The 14,270-nt window shown below is 64.3% G+C and carries 21 protein-coding genes; 8 read left to right on the plus strand and 13 right to left on the minus strand.

The annotated features are described in order from the left end of the window. Positions 1-35: 35 nt before the first annotated feature. A complete protein-coding gene (locus ARTSIC4J27_RS02570; protein ID WP_050053719.1) occupies positions 36-806 on the minus strand; it encodes a CPBP family glutamic-type intramembrane protease in 771 nt (256 codons plus the stop codon). Positions 807-1,027: 221 nt separating this feature from the next. Here ARTSIC4J27_RS02570 and trxB point away from each other — a divergent pair, with 221 nt between their 5' ends. After that, the gene (trxB, locus tag ARTSIC4J27_RS02575) at positions 1,028-2,053 is read left to right on the plus strand and encodes a thioredoxin-disulfide reductase (RefSeq protein WP_050053654.1); all 1,026 of its coding nucleotides are present in this window, start codon (positions 1,028-1,030) and stop codon (positions 2,051-2,053) included. An 84-nt stretch (positions 2,054-2,137) separates the two neighbouring features. On the opposite strand, the gene ARTSIC4J27_RS02580 is transcribed toward trxB, so the two are convergent. The 9 genes from ARTSIC4J27_RS02580 to ARTSIC4J27_RS02620 form a co-directional block, all read right to left on the minus strand. Then, positions 2,138-2,335, minus strand: coding sequence for a hypothetical protein (locus ARTSIC4J27_RS02580; RefSeq protein ID WP_050053655.1), 198 nt, complete (start codon positions 2,333-2,335; stop codon positions 2,138-2,140). A 308-nt stretch (positions 2,336-2,643) separates the two neighbouring features. Further along, entirely contained in the window at positions 2,644-3,441 is a 798-nt protein-coding gene (locus ARTSIC4J27_RS02585; RefSeq protein WP_083435285.1) for a GAF and ANTAR domain-containing protein, read from the minus strand. Beyond that, complete coding sequence (locus ARTSIC4J27_RS02590; protein ID WP_083435286.1) at positions 3,438-3,686, minus strand: hypothetical protein; 249 nt, start codon at positions 3,684-3,686, stop codon at positions 3,438-3,440. The genes ARTSIC4J27_RS02585 and ARTSIC4J27_RS02590 overlap by 4 nt, the downstream gene beginning before the upstream one ends. Positions 3,687-3,688: 2 nt before the next feature. Next, positions 3,689-4,414: a GAF and ANTAR domain-containing protein gene (locus ARTSIC4J27_RS02595; RefSeq protein WP_050053656.1), complete on the minus strand. Its 726-nt coding sequence runs from the start codon at positions 4,412-4,414 to the stop codon at positions 3,689-3,691. A 168-nt stretch (positions 4,415-4,582) separates the two neighbouring features. Further along, positions 4,583-4,813: a hypothetical protein gene (locus tag ARTSIC4J27_RS02600; RefSeq protein ID WP_407681111.1), complete on the minus strand. Its 231-nt coding sequence runs from the start codon at positions 4,811-4,813 to the stop codon at positions 4,583-4,585. A 111-nt stretch (positions 4,814-4,924) separates the two neighbouring features. Then, a complete protein-coding gene (locus tag ARTSIC4J27_RS02605) occupies positions 4,925-5,644 on the minus strand; it encodes a GAF and ANTAR domain-containing protein (RefSeq protein WP_050053658.1) in 720 nt (239 codons plus the stop codon). Positions 5,645-5,749: 105 nt separating this feature from the next. Further along, positions 5,750-7,126 (minus strand): cytochrome P450, encoded by a 1,377-nt coding sequence (locus ARTSIC4J27_RS02610; RefSeq protein WP_050053659.1) that lies wholly within the window; start codon positions 7,124-7,126, stop codon positions 5,750-5,752. 15 nt (positions 7,127-7,141) lie between these two features. Then, entirely contained in the window at positions 7,142-7,432 is a 291-nt protein-coding gene (locus tag ARTSIC4J27_RS02615; RefSeq protein WP_050053660.1) for a hypothetical protein, read from the minus strand. Beyond that, on the minus strand, positions 7,419-8,147 hold the full coding sequence (locus tag ARTSIC4J27_RS02620; RefSeq protein WP_050053661.1) for a GAF and ANTAR domain-containing protein: 729 nt from the start codon (positions 8,145-8,147) through the stop codon (positions 7,419-7,421). Before ARTSIC4J27_RS02620 ends, ARTSIC4J27_RS02615 begins: the two co-directional genes overlap by 14 nt. A 247-nt stretch (positions 8,148-8,394) precedes the next feature. On the opposite strand from ARTSIC4J27_RS02620, the gene ARTSIC4J27_RS02625 reads away from it, so the two are divergent. From ARTSIC4J27_RS02625 to ARTSIC4J27_RS02640, 4 genes are all read left to right on the plus strand, one after another. Then, on the plus strand, positions 8,395-9,162 hold the full coding sequence (locus tag ARTSIC4J27_RS02625) for a GAF and ANTAR domain-containing protein (RefSeq protein WP_083435287.1): 768 nt from the start codon (positions 8,395-8,397) through the stop codon (positions 9,160-9,162). A gap of 180 nt (positions 9,163-9,342) precedes the next feature. Further along, the gene (locus ARTSIC4J27_RS02630) at positions 9,343-9,600 is read left to right on the plus strand and encodes a hypothetical protein (RefSeq protein ID WP_050053662.1); all 258 of its coding nucleotides are present in this window, start codon (positions 9,343-9,345) and stop codon (positions 9,598-9,600) included. Between the two features lie 2 nt (positions 9,601-9,602). Next, the gene (locus ARTSIC4J27_RS02635) at positions 9,603-9,827 is read left to right on the plus strand and encodes a hypothetical protein (RefSeq protein ID WP_050053663.1); all 225 of its coding nucleotides are present in this window, start codon (positions 9,603-9,605) and stop codon (positions 9,825-9,827) included. Positions 9,828-9,892: 65 nt separating this feature from the next. Continuing rightward, complete coding sequence (locus ARTSIC4J27_RS02640; RefSeq protein WP_050053723.1) at positions 9,893-10,627, plus strand: GAF and ANTAR domain-containing protein; 735 nt, start codon at positions 9,893-9,895, stop codon at positions 10,625-10,627. On the opposite strand, the gene ARTSIC4J27_RS02645 is transcribed toward ARTSIC4J27_RS02640, so the two are convergent. Then, the gene (locus tag ARTSIC4J27_RS02645) at positions 10,624-11,355 is read right to left on the minus strand and encodes a Type 1 glutamine amidotransferase-like domain-containing protein (protein ID WP_050053724.1); all 732 of its coding nucleotides are present in this window, start codon (positions 11,353-11,355) and stop codon (positions 10,624-10,626) included. The two genes, ARTSIC4J27_RS02640 and ARTSIC4J27_RS02645, sit on opposite strands and share 4 nt — an antisense overlap. Positions 11,356-11,452: 97 nt before the next feature. Between ARTSIC4J27_RS02645 and ARTSIC4J27_RS02650 the strand changes: the two genes are divergently transcribed. Beyond that, positions 11,453-11,785, plus strand: a complete 333-nt coding sequence (locus tag ARTSIC4J27_RS02650) for an ArsR/SmtB family transcription factor (protein ID WP_050053664.1) — start codon at positions 11,453-11,455, stop codon at positions 11,783-11,785. A gap of 14 nt (positions 11,786-11,799) precedes the next feature. Further along, positions 11,800-12,297 carry an SRPBCC family protein gene (locus ARTSIC4J27_RS02655; RefSeq protein WP_050053665.1) on the plus strand — a complete coding sequence of 166 codons (498 nt, stop codon included), beginning with the start codon at positions 11,800-11,802 and terminating at the stop codon, positions 12,295-12,297. Positions 12,298-12,386: 89 nt separating this feature from the next. Here ARTSIC4J27_RS02655 and ARTSIC4J27_RS02660 read toward each other — a convergent pair whose 3' ends face one another. Beyond that, complete coding sequence (locus ARTSIC4J27_RS02660) at positions 12,387-12,908, minus strand: PaaI family thioesterase (RefSeq protein ID WP_050053666.1); 522 nt, start codon at positions 12,906-12,908, stop codon at positions 12,387-12,389. Between the two features lie 142 nt (positions 12,909-13,050). On the opposite strand from ARTSIC4J27_RS02660, the gene ARTSIC4J27_RS02665 reads away from it, so the two are divergent. Further along, on the plus strand, positions 13,051-13,647 hold the full coding sequence (locus tag ARTSIC4J27_RS02665; RefSeq protein ID WP_050053667.1) for a DnaJ family domain-containing protein: 597 nt from the start codon (positions 13,051-13,053) through the stop codon (positions 13,645-13,647). Between the two features lie 15 nt (positions 13,648-13,662). On the opposite strand, the gene ARTSIC4J27_RS02670 is transcribed toward ARTSIC4J27_RS02665, so the two are convergent. After that, positions 13,663-14,247 (minus strand): GNAT family N-acetyltransferase, encoded by a 585-nt coding sequence (locus tag ARTSIC4J27_RS02670; RefSeq protein WP_050053668.1) that lies wholly within the window; start codon positions 14,245-14,247, stop codon positions 13,663-13,665. Positions 14,248-14,270: the final 23 nt, after the last annotated feature.

The following is a 14,270-nucleotide window of genomic DNA, read 5'->3' on the forward strand; positions in this document are numbered from 1 at the left end:
CTATGGGCGCCGCATCAGTGCACGTCCAGACCAGATCAGTACAGGAAAATGTTGATCCACTCACGGTTATGGGCGTGGATGAGCACCAGGAACAGCACGAAATCGAACAGCAGGTGCACACTCACGATGTAGGACAGCGACCGGGTGATGGTGAACAGCCTTGCCTGGAGCAGCGCGAACGGGAAGATGAAGAACGGTGCCCAGGCGTGGAAACCCAGTTCCCACAGGAACGATGTAAAGAGCACGGCCTGGAGCAGGTTGGCCTGCCAGTCCGGAAGATGCCGGCGCAGGAGCGTGAACGCGGTGCAGATAAAGAAGAGTTCGTCCCAGATGCCCAGTACGTTGGTCCCCAGGAAGAGCCGCGCAATGCCCTCCGGGTCGCTGACGGCCGGCCAGTTGTTGTAGACGCCTGTCCGGATCATGTAGACCGGCATCAGCGCGTATCCGATCACCAGGACCGCGGGCAGGTACCACTTTTCGGCGCGGGTCCACGGCTGGCCAGTCCGCACGGGAAAGCGGATGGCATGGTCCTTTATGATGAACCGCGAAACAGCGTAGGGGATACCCACCGCCAGGATCATCGCTGTCCCCATCACGGTCATATGTTCGGTGCTGATATCGGTGGTGATGGGCACCAGGCTCATCGCGGTCAATCCGACGGCGATCAGTGCCAGGTCCATCAGCAGCCGCCGGTTGATGATCCCAGCCAGCACCAGAGCGGCAGCCAGGAGCAGGAAACCAAACAGGCGGTCCTCGCGCACAAACAGGAGAAAGCCCGACGCCGAAACGAGCGCCGCCGGGATCACGTTCAGTGACGTGCCGTGCAGCCCGGCCGTCCCCGCCTGGTGCAGCTGGTCCTGCCTGGGCGGCTGCGCCATGGACTCTTCGGTATTGCCCCGGGTGTTCCGACTTGATGCCACACTCATTCCTTGCCCTGCAGGTAGGTTCTGTACGAGCCGCGCTATTGAACGCGCACAATTAAACGGTATCCCGCCGTCCGTTCCCCCACGAGTCCCAGGAGAGACCAATGACCGCCAGGAAGCCCGCCGTGACCATTGATACGAACAACCAGCACCCCGCCACCGAGCAGCTGATCATCATCGGCTCCGGCCCCGCCGGCTACACCGCCGCCATCTACGCGGCCCGCGCCGGCCTGGCGCCGCTGGTCCTCGCGGGATCGGTCACCGCCGGCGGTGCCCTGATGAACACCACCGAAGTGGAAAACTTTCCAGGCTTCCCCGGCGGCATCCAGGGCCCGGAGCTGATGGACGGGCTGCAGGAGCAGGCCCAGAAGTTCGGCGCCAAGGTGGTGTTCGACGACGTCACTGAGGTTTCGCTGAAGGGTCACCTGAAGACTGTGGTTACCGGCGGCGGCGAAACGCATCGGGCGCCGGCCGTCATCCTGGCAACCGGCTCGGCGTACAAGGAACTCGGCCTGCCGGAGGAGAAGAAGTTCAGCGGCCACGGGGTGTCCTGGTGCGCCACCTGCGACGGGTTCTTCTTCCGTGAGCAGGACATCATCGTGGTGGGCGGCGGCGATTCGGCCATGGAGGAAGCGATGTTCCTGACCCGGTTCGGAAAGTCCGTCACCGTCGTCGTGCGGAAAAACGAACTGCGCGCTTCCCGCATCATGGCGCAGCGGGCCAAGGACAACCCCAAGATCACGTTCGCCTGGAACTCCGCCGTCGCCGCCATCCACGGTGACGGGAAAGTGTCCGGAGTGACACTGACGGACACGCGCTCGGGGGAGACCCGGCACCACGCTGCTACGGGGATCTTCGTGGCCATCGGCCATGTCCCACGCACGGAGTTGCTGACGGGGCAGGTGGATCTGGACGAGGACGGCTACATCAAGGTGGATTCACCCACCACCGTCACCAACATTTCCGGCGTCTTCGCCTGCGGTGACGCAGTGGACCACCGCTACCGGCAGGCGATCACCGCGGCCGGCACAGGGTGCGCCGCCGCCCTCGACGCCGAACGCTACCTCGCCGCCCTGGACGACGCGGACAGCATCGCCACCGCCCTGGTGGAGGAACCCACCCATAGCTGACGGACTATCGGGGAGGGCAGTTAACTGAAGCGGACGACGGCGGTTACCTCCCGCCGTCGTCCGCTTCAGTTTTGTTGATGGGCGCTAGGCGGAGGCCAGCGCGCGGTCCTCGCCGCGGACGCTCAAGGTGAACGTGTTGGGCCCGCTGCAGGTGACGGCGATCCGGCACGTGGTGGTGTTGTGGCGGGCCGAGAGGTCACTCACCGCGGCGTCCAGCGTGTGGTGGAGGGCGGACCGGTCCCAGATTTTGAGGGTCACGGAGTCATTGGCATCGAACGTCATTATTCAACTTCCATTTCATGCGGTTGGCGGCCCGGAATCTTCTTCGCCCGGACCGTGTCCTCGTCGGTGAGGACTGACTGCAGGTGGGAAAGCGCATTCCCTTGCTTCCATGGTGCAGGTTGCAGGAGGGATTAGCAACCGGTGCAGGGATGATGTGACCAATCACACCAAGCCGTCGGGAGCGTCAGCCCGCCGGCGGCCGCACTGCTTTTCCATAGTGCCCAGAGCGGGCAAAGCGTCTCAACCGAAACGGTGATTATTGCAAGTGAGTCTCATCACGTCCGCGCGGCAGCCCACTTACAGGGGGCCTATTCGTCGAAATAGGTGTCGATTTGTTTCTCACCCGAAATAGAGGTGATGACGGCAGCTGCCACGTCCCGCAGCTTGATGTTGCGGGAGCTGGAGGCCTTGGTGAGGATCTGGAACGCAGTGTCCCGGCTGCACCTGTTCTCGGCCATGATGGCACCGATGGCCATATCGATGACGGTTCGGGACTGCATGGCAATGGCGAGGTCGTTCCTGGCCTCACTCAGCTGGGCGATGCGAAGAACCAGCCGAAGCGAACTTGCCGCCTGGTTGGCAAACGCTTCGGCAGTGGAAATGTCCTCGTCAGTGAATCCATTGCTGCAGCCGGAGTACAGGTTCAGGACGGCTTCGGCCTCGCCGGCCAGGTTGAGCGGCACGGCAAGGATGGAGGAGACGCCATTCTCCTGGGCGGCCTTGATGTAGTGAGCCCAGCGCCGCTCCTCGGCCAGGTCAGGAACCAGGAGCGTGGTTCCGTTCCGAAGGGCCGTAAGGCAGGGGCCGTCCTTGAATCCGTTTTGCAATTCGTCCAGCGCGCGCGCCGCCACGTCGCTGCTGGCCACAGCTTCGGGTCTCTTGCGTCGCATGACGGTGACGCCGCTGTGGATCCGGTTGCCCGGGGAGGACAGCCGGGAAGAGGCAATCAACGCCAGGTCGGTCAGGAAGCTGACAACGTCCTTGCTGTCCAGGACCAGTTCCTTCAGCCGCGTCTCCAGGTCCGGGGCGGGGGCCGGGGCAGGGGGCGGGGCGGCCTGCGGCAACGCACTAAAGCTTCCAGCGCCGCCATGCTCGTGGTTTGTCACAGTGATTCGCCTTCCATCAGTTCCGTCATGGCCATGGCGATCAGGGCCACCTGGCCGGCCGGGATGTCAAGGGCCTCATGGAGGTAAGCATCCAGGGACATCTCGTCCATCCCCCCGCCCAGCCCGTAGTAGTAGGTCCACAATTTCGCTAACGGAAGGTCTGTCCTCCGGAAGCGCTCCGCGGTGCCCCGCAGGTCTTCTGCCCGGTCCGGTTGTTCCGGACCGTCGGCCCCAGGGGAATACATTGCTACTCTCCGTCCCGCTGGATTTGGGGGAGTCCAGCACCCCGGACGATGTCAGTGGCGATGTCGTTCATACGGCGATTAGTGGACTTCGCCGCCAGCTGCAGGATGGCCAGGGCATCGTCGCGTCCGCCGCGCTGCTGGGCCATGATCAGGGAGACGGCCGCGTCCACCACGGCGCGGGACTTCAGTGCGGCGCGGAGGTGCTCGGGGTGAACGTCGGTTCCGTGCAGCCGCAGGGCGATCCGCAGGACCCGGGACATGGCCGCGGCGTGCTCTTCGAGAAGCCCTACGGTCTCCGCGTTGAAGGCGCCCACCGTGGTTGCATAGCAGTTCAATCCCGCGTGCGAGAACGGGTCGGTGGGGATGGGAACCGCCAGCACCGAGCGCACGCCTTCCTGGAGTGCTGCTTCGAGGTAGTCGCTCCAGCGCTCGTCGTTTTTCAGGTCCGCGATCAACACCAGGCGCTGCTGCCGGGCGGCAGTCAGGCATGGTCCGTCGCCGAACGCGTACTGCGTTTCGTCCAGCCGGCGGCCCTCCTCATTGCTGCTGGCAACCGTTGCGGCTCCGCCGTCGCGGTCCACCGTGATGGTGCAGGTGATCCGGCCGCCGGAGTCCAGCAGTGAGGCGGAGATCGTGGCCAGACCCAGGAGGAATTCGGGGAATCCGGGACTCTCGAGGAGCAAATCCTGCATCCGGTCCAACGTGGTAAGTCTGCTGTCCTGGGCCATGGGCCCTCGATCCCTAGGTGCGCCCTGGGCAGTGCCCATGGCTGGCGGCCTCCGCTCTTTACGCGGCGGACCCGATCATTCAACCCCTGGATCTGATGACTATCCCGAAATCTCCTACTACCGACACTACGCCGGTACCTGGCCTATTGATATGCCGCCTGCTTGGATCTACTCGTCCGGGTCCGATGGCCGCCCTGTGCCGTCTTCCCGGATCTCTGATGCGGCGGGACCGGGGCCGGGCCCGCCGTCGAAATCGTCGGAATAGGGCGCATGCGGCCGGGGGAGGTCGTCAATCAGTTCATTGGCCGCCAGCGCCAGCAGGTCGCGCTGTACGGGGGGCAGTGACAGCAGCCCCTGGAGGTAGGCTTCCACTTCATATTCGCCGGCATCTCCGGACATGCCGAAATATTTCAGCCACAGTTCCGATATGGAGATACCTGCCGCCCTCATTGCTGAACGGAGCCTGCGCCTTTGTTCCGGTTCATTAGGATCGAAGCCCATGGGCATTCCCTACGATCCGGATGCCGGCGTCCCGGCCAGGACTCGTTCGCTGATGTCCTGCAATGCTGTGTTTTCGTGGCGGGCTTGCCTGATCAGCCAGTGCAGGGCTGCTTCGTGGCTGATGCCCCGGCGCTCCATCAGGACGCCGCAGGCCCGGTTCACGAGGTCGCGGCTGTACAAGGACATCTGCAGGCCCTCAGTCATCTTGTGCGGCGCTTCGCTGGCCTGGATGTGCGAGAGCAGTGTTGCCGCCGGCGCGGCAAAAAGCTGCAGCAGGGTGGTACTGGCCTCGTCATAGATATTCGGTGCGGCGGCGTACAGCTTCAGTGCGCCGAGTGACTCTTTGCCGGCGATGAGGGGAGCGCTGACAACCGAGCGAACTGGCAGGCCTTGCACGGCCTTGCGCCATTCGGTCCAGCGGGACTCATGCTGGATGTCCTTGAGCAGGACCGGTTTTTCCGTGGCCCAGGCGGTCAGGCACGGGCCTTCGCCGCATTCGTACTGGACGGCGTCGGCCTCTGCCACAATCCTGTCGGTGTACCCGCTGCTGGTGCGGCGTCCGCGGGCATCCAGGAGGGACACGCCGGCCCCGATGGTGCCCGGAACCGACTCTTTGGCCGCCTGCGCAAGGAGCCGGACGGCCGTGTTCACCTTTTCCTCGGTCAGCAGCAGCCCCTGGATGCGAGCGATCACCGTGCTGAGCTCGTCAAGGGGAAGTTGCTGCGCCATAGTTCCAGCATAGGGCCAAGGCCTTCCCGCCGCCCCTTGGGCTCACGGGAAGGCTGCCTCCGGCCGGAAGGATTACGACGGCGGGCGCGCACCGTGCGCGCGAGTTCAGGCACTCGGCTCCGGGCTGGGATGCGGCTGCTTCCCGGCGACCGTGAAACTCAAGGAGAAATTGTTGAGCGCTCCGGGAAGCCGCGTGCCTGGACTCAGGGCGTGCGACGATGACAGCGTGAAAGTGGTCTCCCCGATGAGGGAGGCCAGCATGGCGCTGGTGAGCATCAGCACCAGCTGGCGGCCGGGGCAGACCACCGGACCTTCGCTGAAGGGAACCAGGGGCCAGTCCTCGTTCCCGTCGCGGTCCAGCCAGCGTTCCGGTTTGAAGGAGTGCGCCTGGGGAACGTTGGCCTCGTCCCGATGGAAGTAGGGGGCATAGATCAGTACGCCGCAGCCCGCGGGCATGTCGCCGTCGGGCCACTGCACTTCCCTGGTGGTCTGGCGGAGGATCATGGGCGTTGTGGGCCACAACCGCAGGGACTCCAGGACGCAGGCGCGCAGGAAGGGCAGGTGCTGGTATTCCGTGGCATCCTGCTGCACCTCCTCCCTTGCCCGGGCGATGTGTCCCGGATGTGTGGCCAGGAGGGCCAGCGTCCTGAACGTTGCCATGCCGGCCGGCTCGAAGGCGAACAGCCACTGGGGGACCTGGTCTACGGGTGCTGCTTCCTGTCCGGGGTGCATTTTCGCCATGGAAAATCCCAGGCTGCCCGGCTCCGCGTGCTTCAACCGGTCCGTCAAGCGGGTGAGGAACCTGGTACGCAATCCCGTGTCCTTGGGCTTGAGGAAGGACCAGTTCGCGTTCTTCCTCAGTGACGCCAGCATGTTGGTGAGCTCGTGGTCGTCACGGGCCTGGTCGCCGAAGACTGTCCGCCGCACCACCCGGTACCAGGACTGGATGAAGTTGTCCCATCCCAGTTCAGAACTTCCCTCCGGTCTGCCATCCTTGATGCCCTGCAGCAGCTGTCCGGCCTCTTCCTGCACGATCGGCAGGAATGTTGCCGCCAGCCGGTGCACCGGGCTGTGGGTGTCGAGGACCTGCTCCTGCAAAGCACGCCGTGCCGTCCTTTCCCGCCCTTCCGAAATCAGCACGAACCGAGGCTCAAAGTGTGCCAGTGCCGCCTTCTTTTCGCTGCTGGCGGGCGAGAACGGCTCAGGTGAGTTGGCCAGGACATAGTGCAGATGGTCCGGCTGCAGCACCACGGCCTGCGGGCGTCCGGGGATACGGAGCAGCAACGGCCCTTTGCGGTACTTCCCCGCCAGTTTGGCCATCCTGCGGGCTGCCCGGTCATCGAGGCCCAGCCGTTCGGCTCCGGCCTCCATCTTCGGCCGCCTGATGATCGGTCCTTTGGCGACTGTGGGCAGGAAAACGTCGAACAGGAAAGCGGCTGACTCCGAGGCTGTGGCCTTGGGAAGACCGGTGCGGCGAGGCATGGATCGGACTCCTTGTTATTTGATGAGATCCTGCAAGTAGGGCGCCCGGGGCAGCGGCGGCAGTTCGTCGATGAGTTCGTTGGCTGCGTGCGCCAGCAGGTCGCGTTGGCTCGGGGGCAGGGAGAACAGCGACTGGATGTAGGCATCCACCTCGTATTCACCCACCATTCCGCCGATGCTGAAGTAGCGCAGCCACAGATCTCCATGCCGGAGGCCGGAGCGCTGCAGGGCTTTGCGCAGGAGCCGGCTTTGCTCCTGTTCAAGACCCGCCGAAGAGTCGGGGCCGCCTATTTCATGGTCCGTCATCAGGGGCCCTCTTGGTTCCGGTGAGGATCTCGGTGCTGATGCTGAAGAGTGACTGCCTGCTGGTCTTGGAGAGCTCCACGAGCTGCTGAAGTGCCGTGGTCTGGTCAAGGCCGTGCAGGTGCATCAGGAAACCCTGGGCGCGGTTGATCGTGTCCCGGCTGTCCAGGGCAGAAGCGAGGACTTCGGTGAATCGTTGTGGAGCCTCCGAGCTCTGGATATTGTCCAGGAGAGTGGCTGCGGGCACGGCAAGCTTTTCCAGCGGCCGCGCGCTGGCATCGTCATACGCGCCAGGCCGGGTTGAATAAATTTTCAGTGCCCCCAGGCATCGCGTGCCTGCCATCAACGGCGAGCTGATCACGGAGCGGATGGAGAGCTCCCGGACCGCCTGGGACCACAAGGGCCAGCGGCCGTCAGTAGCGACGTCCTGAATCACCACACTGCGTTCGGTGGCCCACGCTGTAATGCACGGCCCCTCGCCGAGCTCGTACTGGGCGGAGTCCGCTTTAAGGACCAGGGGGTCAGTGGCCCCAGTGCTGGTCCTCCTGCCGCTTTCGTCCATGAGCGATGCGCCTGCCCCCGAACTTTCCGGGAAAGCTTCACGGATGCCCTCGGCGAGCCGTTGGACGGCCCTGTCTACCTTTTCCTCGGTCAGGAGAAGGCCCCTTATCCGCGCAAGCGCGAGAGTGAGTTCGTCCAAGGGAAGTTGCTGTGGCATGGGAGCGGACCTTCTGCGAAGGACATTGCTGTCCTTTGGGGGTGCCCCCTGCTGGGCCGGGATCGGAAAGTAATTTTCCCTCCATCACAAGAATAGACCCTGGCGATGCCGTCGCGAGGGGTTCCGGCGCATCGGCTTTCCGGAAGCCCGTCAAATCGATGTAGGCTGATCGAAGCGTTTGGAAGTGGGCGTCTAAAAGGCCGCGTTGGAATCTCCCGCGGTTGAAGCCCGACTTCACGGATATGTAATGGACGCCCTACCCGATACCGCCTCTTTGCATGTTGCCCCCGCAGTTCAGGACGGCATCATTTCCCGCCTCCAGGACCTCGTCCTGCAGGCCGACGATGCCCAGGACTTTTTCAAGGAACTCGCCGTTTTCTCGGCTTCCCTCCTGGCCCCGCCCGGCGAAGCCGTGCATTGCAACCTCACCGTGGTGCGCCGGAAGCGGCCGGTTTCCATCGCCTCCAGTACGCCCACAGCACGCGTGATGGAGGACCTGCAGTACGCCTATGGTGACGGCCCTTGCCTCACGGCCATGCGCACGGGCAAAACCGTGTACGTGGCCGATGTGGCGAGGGAGCACCGCTGGCCGGAATACACCCAGGCGGTCGCAGGACACGGCGTCAGTTCTATTCTGGGCGTGCCCCTGGAGCTGGAGGGGAATTCCTCGGCTGCTTTGAATATCTACTCCTCGGCAGTTGACGGATTCTCTCCCGAGGACATCGCACGCGCCGAATCGTTTGGCGAGCAATCCGCCAAGACGCTGCGGCTGGAGCTGCGCCTTGCCCAGCTGAGGGATGCGAAGGAGGACCTGGAAGCTGCGATGAAATCACGGACCGCCATCGATATTGCCGTCGGCGTGATCATGGCCCAGAACCGTTGCAGCCAGGCCGCAGCCATGGCCATTTTGAGGAAGGCCTCCAACAGCCGCAACATCAAGCTCCGGGATGTGGCCGCAGGCGTCATCGAATCTGTCTCGCCCGATCCCGCCTTGTGGACGCACTTCGAGGAGTAACGCGACGCTCATGCGCCTGCCTGAAGCATGATTGGACAGAAGGACAGCCAGTGCGTACATTTTTAGTGGTAGGCGTCACACCCGCTGGCGACCTACCCCTCCGGGCCATGTGCAGGGCCTTCAGGAGTGACCGCTGTAGCAAGACGGCGGACAGATGCACACCGGCGAAAGAGAGCCATCATGGCTGCCTCGCATTTCTCACAGTTCCTTGCTGAAGCCACCGTTCCGGAATTCGACACCGACTGCCCCCTGTCTGCCGACTGCCTTTATGGGCTTTACGTCAGCTGGTGCCTAATCAACGGTCTGGAAGCCAAGCCGGATGTCACCTTCCGCGCCGCGATGCACCGGGCCGGCATCGACCTCAGTGACACCAGGCTGCGGATGGTGGGCCCGGCAGCGGCCGATTACATTCTTTCCAGCTATCCTGCCGCGGCCTGACAATGTCGATCCATCCTGAGGGACCCAACCATCGGATCGAAGGGGTCCTGGCCTTTAATGGCCAGTACATCCACTGCGGTCAGCCCATGCAGAAGACCGGCTCCGAGCTGCGCAGGCTCAGCGCGCCGGCCTTCACTGACGGGCCGCCGGAGGACTCGCTGGACGTCTACCTGACAACACGGGTGCTGCACTGTTCCTGCGGTTTCCAGATGGAGGTGCCTGAATAGAGATCGCGGCACGTGCGAGAGGCCTCCACTGCGTAACCGAGAGATGGGACAGTAATATGGGCACCATGTCGAGTTCACCGGAAAGCGAGCCCGTTAACCAGTTGCAAAACATCCTGGTGGGTGCGGAAAATGCAGCGGAGTTCCTGTCAGGGCTCTCCGGACTCGCCGCAGCGGCGGTCTCCGAAGCGGCAGGCGATGCCATCGAATGTGCAGTCACCCTTAAGCTGAGGCGCCGGCCCACCACCGTCGCAGGCAGCAGTGATCGTGCCATTGGGCTTGACCACATTGAGCAGGCCATCGGCGATGGTCCATGCATGCGTGCTTTGCGGGAAATGTCTCCGGTCATCGTCGACGACGTAGCAACGGAGTCCAGGTGGCCCGAGCTCACCAAAAAATTCGCCGAGGCGGGCGTCTACAGCTCGCTGGGGGTGCCGCTGGAAATCAACAGCGAAGCAAGCGCTGCCTTGAATTTCTTCGCGTCCAGGCCGGGGGTCTTTACCCCGAACGTCTATGACAAGGCTGTCGGTTTTGGTGCCGCAGCACATAGCACGTTGCACCTTTCCATCCGCATCAAGACGGCCGAAAACCGGGCGGAGGACCTGGAGGCAGCCATGCAGAACCGGACTGCCATCAACCTGGCCTGCGGTGTCATCATGGCCCAGAACAGGTGCTCGCAGTCAGAAGCGATGGAAATCCTCACCAAGGTCTCCAGCAACCGCAACCGCAAGTTGCGGGACGTCGCCACGGAACTCATTGAACAGCTGCAGGGCGCCAGCGTCCAGACACACTTCGACGCTTAGCTGCCGGCTGACCGGACGGAGACGCTGCAGCCGTCGCCGGTCCTGCGGATATCCCAGCAGTTCCCGTTGCCCATTACCTCGAAGTCCGGGGCGCTGCTGGCGGACAGGAATATCGCCGTGGTCTCGTCCACCGCCACGGCCCGGTCCACCAGTCCTGCCGCCACCGCACCTACGGCTCTGCTGAGGGTCCCGGCCTGGGCGGCGTGGACGTCTACGGCGAAGGGAACGAGTCCCAACCCGTCGCGGACGTCCACCTCGTCGAGGTCCTCCGAACATTCCTCCCCGCACACTTCAACGCTGTTGATGCGGTAGCCGCCCATAGTGCCTCGTGCGGGAGCGATCATGGCGCCGGCTGAGAACCCAAGGTATGGCGCGCCGTCGGCCGCCCTGGCAGCGATGGCACCCGCACAGGCTCGAAGCCCTTCCAGGTAAGCCGGAGTGAGCCCGCCGCCCACCACGACGCCGTCAGCGTGGGCGAACACAGCCGGATCCGCCGGACTGCCGGCACCTAGCAGGACTCGTACCACCTCACAGGAAATCAGCGCTTGCAGGGGCCGGACGTAGTCAGCGAAGACCTCTTCCGGGTTCCTGTTGCGGGAGTGGACCACCAAGGCAATCCGGGCCGGGCGCTCTGTCCCCTCTGGCCGGGGGAGGGCCCGGACAAAGTGCTCGAACACGTCGGGAAACGCGTCATAGTCCGGACCGGCCCCGGCGAGGAAAATGCCCATGGGCTTCAAGATACCGTGCGGGCGGTGGCGGTCCATCGCATTAAGGCGGGCGGAAATCCCTTGACGCGAGGAGCAGGCAGGACTATCGTACAACCAAATGGTTGTAGATCAGCCCCGCGAAACCGAACTTGACCGCCTCTTCCAGGCGCTCGCTGATTCCACCCGCCGGGACATTGTTCGCCGGGTGACGGTCGGCGAGTATTCGGTCTCCGGCCTTGCGGGCCTCTACGCCATGAGCTTCGCCGCCGTCCAGAAGCATGTGGCGGTGTTGGAGCGCGCCTCCCTGGTCACCAAGGAGAAGCGCGGAAGGGAGCAGATTGTGCGGGGAAACCACGAAGGGCTGCAGAAGGCCCGCCGGCTGCTCGATGAGTATGAGGCGATCTGGCGGCAGCGTGTGGACCGGATCGCTGACATTCTGGCTGAAGGATAAGGAAGGGTTCTGCAATGTCGGTTATCAGTTCCACCAAAAATCTTGAGGCGCTCAGCTTCATTCTCGTGGCCGAGTTCGACGCCGGAGTCGAACGCGTCTGGCAACTCTGGGAAGACCCGCGCCAGCTGGAGCGCTGGTGGGGGCCGCCCACCTGGCCGGCCACCTTTGAGCAGTTCGATTTTGAATCCGGCGGCAAAGCCGGCTACTACATGACCGGGCCGGAGGGTGAAAAGGCTGGCGGCTGGTGGCGCTTCACTGCCATCCAGGCTCCCCGCAAGCTGGAGTTTGACGACGGTTTCGCCGACGAAAACGGTGCCCCGGTCGAGTCCATGGGCACCACCCACGCCACGGTGACGCTCGAGGACACCGGCGGACGGACCAGGATGACCATCGTTTCCACCTTCGAGTCGGAGGAGCAAATGGAACAGATGGTCCAGATGGGTATGGAGGAGGGCATGCGGGAGGCCGTGGGCCAGATCGATCCCATCCTCGCCGAACACGCGAACGCCTGACCAGCAGAGCCTGCCGGCACCCAAGGGAGACGTACGACGGCGGGACCTCCCGCCGTCGTACGCTTTCCTGGGACCCTCCAGGGCAGGGCTTACTTGGCCTCGCGGGAACCGGCGGCAAAAATCAGCAGCGAACTGGTGGCGGTGGCCAGAAGCTCCCCGCCCGGCCCGGCAATCCGCCCCTCCGCAAAGATCACGCGCTGCCCCTGCTTCACCACGGTGCCCTCCGCCCGAAGAACTGTGTGTTTCAGCGTGATGGGGCGCAGGTAGCTGACCGAAAGATCAATAGAGGTATAGCCGAACCCGAGAGGCAAGGTGCTGTGGGCGGCGCACCCCACCACGGTGTCAAGGAGCGTGCACGCCAAGCCGCCATGCACCACCCCGAGCGGATTGTAATGGGCCTCGCCCGGGCGGCATTCAAACTCCACCCGGCCCGTTTCCACCGCGGTAAGGGCCAGGTTCATCAGCGATGCCATGGGCGGCCGGGGGATGCTCCCGTCGCGCATCCCGCAGAGGTACTCGAACCCGGAAAGGCGCGGCAGATGTTCGAGCCCCACGCGGGGATCCACCCAGCTGAACGTTTCCGTCCGCTCCGCGGCTTTCTTTGCATCCATGGGCAACTCCTCCTCGACTGGCACCGCCTGACCAGCTTAAGCCACCTGTTTGCTTTCGGTTGCTGCGCCTTCCGTTGAAGCGGACCCGAACCTTCTGAATACTGGGAGGAAGCATCATTTCCGACATGGGGCGGTGGCAGCAATGAGCGGCGGGGCAAGGGATATCCGGAAGCGCCTGGAGCGGGCCGCTGAGGTCCGGTCCTACCGGGGAGCCGGTATCAGCGCTGAGGAGGAAGCCGCCCTCGATGCCCTCGATGCGCAGGAGCGGGAGAAGCGCAAGAAGGTCAGCGACGCAGCCCGGGCGGAGTACCTGGTGCGGGACGCCATGGCGCAGGGCAAGTTCGACAACCTCAAGTACGCGGGCAAGCCGATCCCGGGGCTGGGGGAGTCGTACGACCCCGACTGGTGGGTCAAGGGCCTCATCCAGCGGGAAAACATCAGCGGCCTGGGCCCGGCCGCCATCCTGCTCCGGACCGAGGACGCGGAGCTGGACGCCAAGCTTGACGCGCAGTACACCGAGCAGCAGGTGCGGGATATCCTGGCGGATTTCAACCGGCGCGTCGTCGACGCCCGGCGCCAGCTCCAGGGCGGCCCGCCCGTCATCACCAAAACCCGGGATGTGGAGGAAGAGGTGCAGCGGTGGCGGGAGCGCCGCGCTGCCCGGGCGGAGCAGGCTCCGCCGCCTGAACCTGAGCCTCCGCGCTCGTGGTGGCAGCGGCTCTGGAAGGGCGGGGGCTAGTTGTACTGAGTACAGCTAGCCCGGATGCAGCTGGTCCGGCGCGGCCTCGAAGAGCTCGCACGTGGCGTTGTAGTACCTCTTGGTCTGTCCCAGGTGGGTCATCCCGATTCGCAGGCACACCCTCTGCGACGCAGTGTTGGCCGGCGCCGTCACCGCTATCACTCTCTCCAGTCCGCCGTCGAATGCGTAGGCAAGCACGGCGGCGGCCGCTTCCGTGGCGTAGCCGTGCCCCCAGTGGTCCGGGTGGAAGTGCCAGCCGATCTCCGTATCGCCCGAGGGCTGCAGCGGTAGCTCCTCACCCGACGCCGGAATGGACTTGAGCAGCAGGGTCCCGGCCAGTGGTGCTGCGGTATTGGACGGGATTGGCTCCTTCAGTCGGACAGCCTCTTTCAGCTGGACAGCCCAGGCACCGTGGAACGGGTTGTCCATGGCCTGCCACAGGCGGATCCGTTCCTCGGCCTCGGCACGCTCCCTCATCACCTGCGGATGGTTGCCGATGAAGCGCTGCACCTCCCAGCGGGAGTAAAGGTCCAGCACGAAGCCGGCATCCTCCGGCTCCCACGTGCGGAGAATCAGCCGCTCGGTTTCGAGGCTCTTCACCCCGCCAATCCTGCCACTGTGGC

This window comes from Pseudarthrobacter siccitolerans, from assembly GCF_001046895.1.
GTDB lineage: Bacteria > Actinomycetota > Actinomycetes > Actinomycetales > Micrococcaceae > Arthrobacter > Arthrobacter siccitolerans.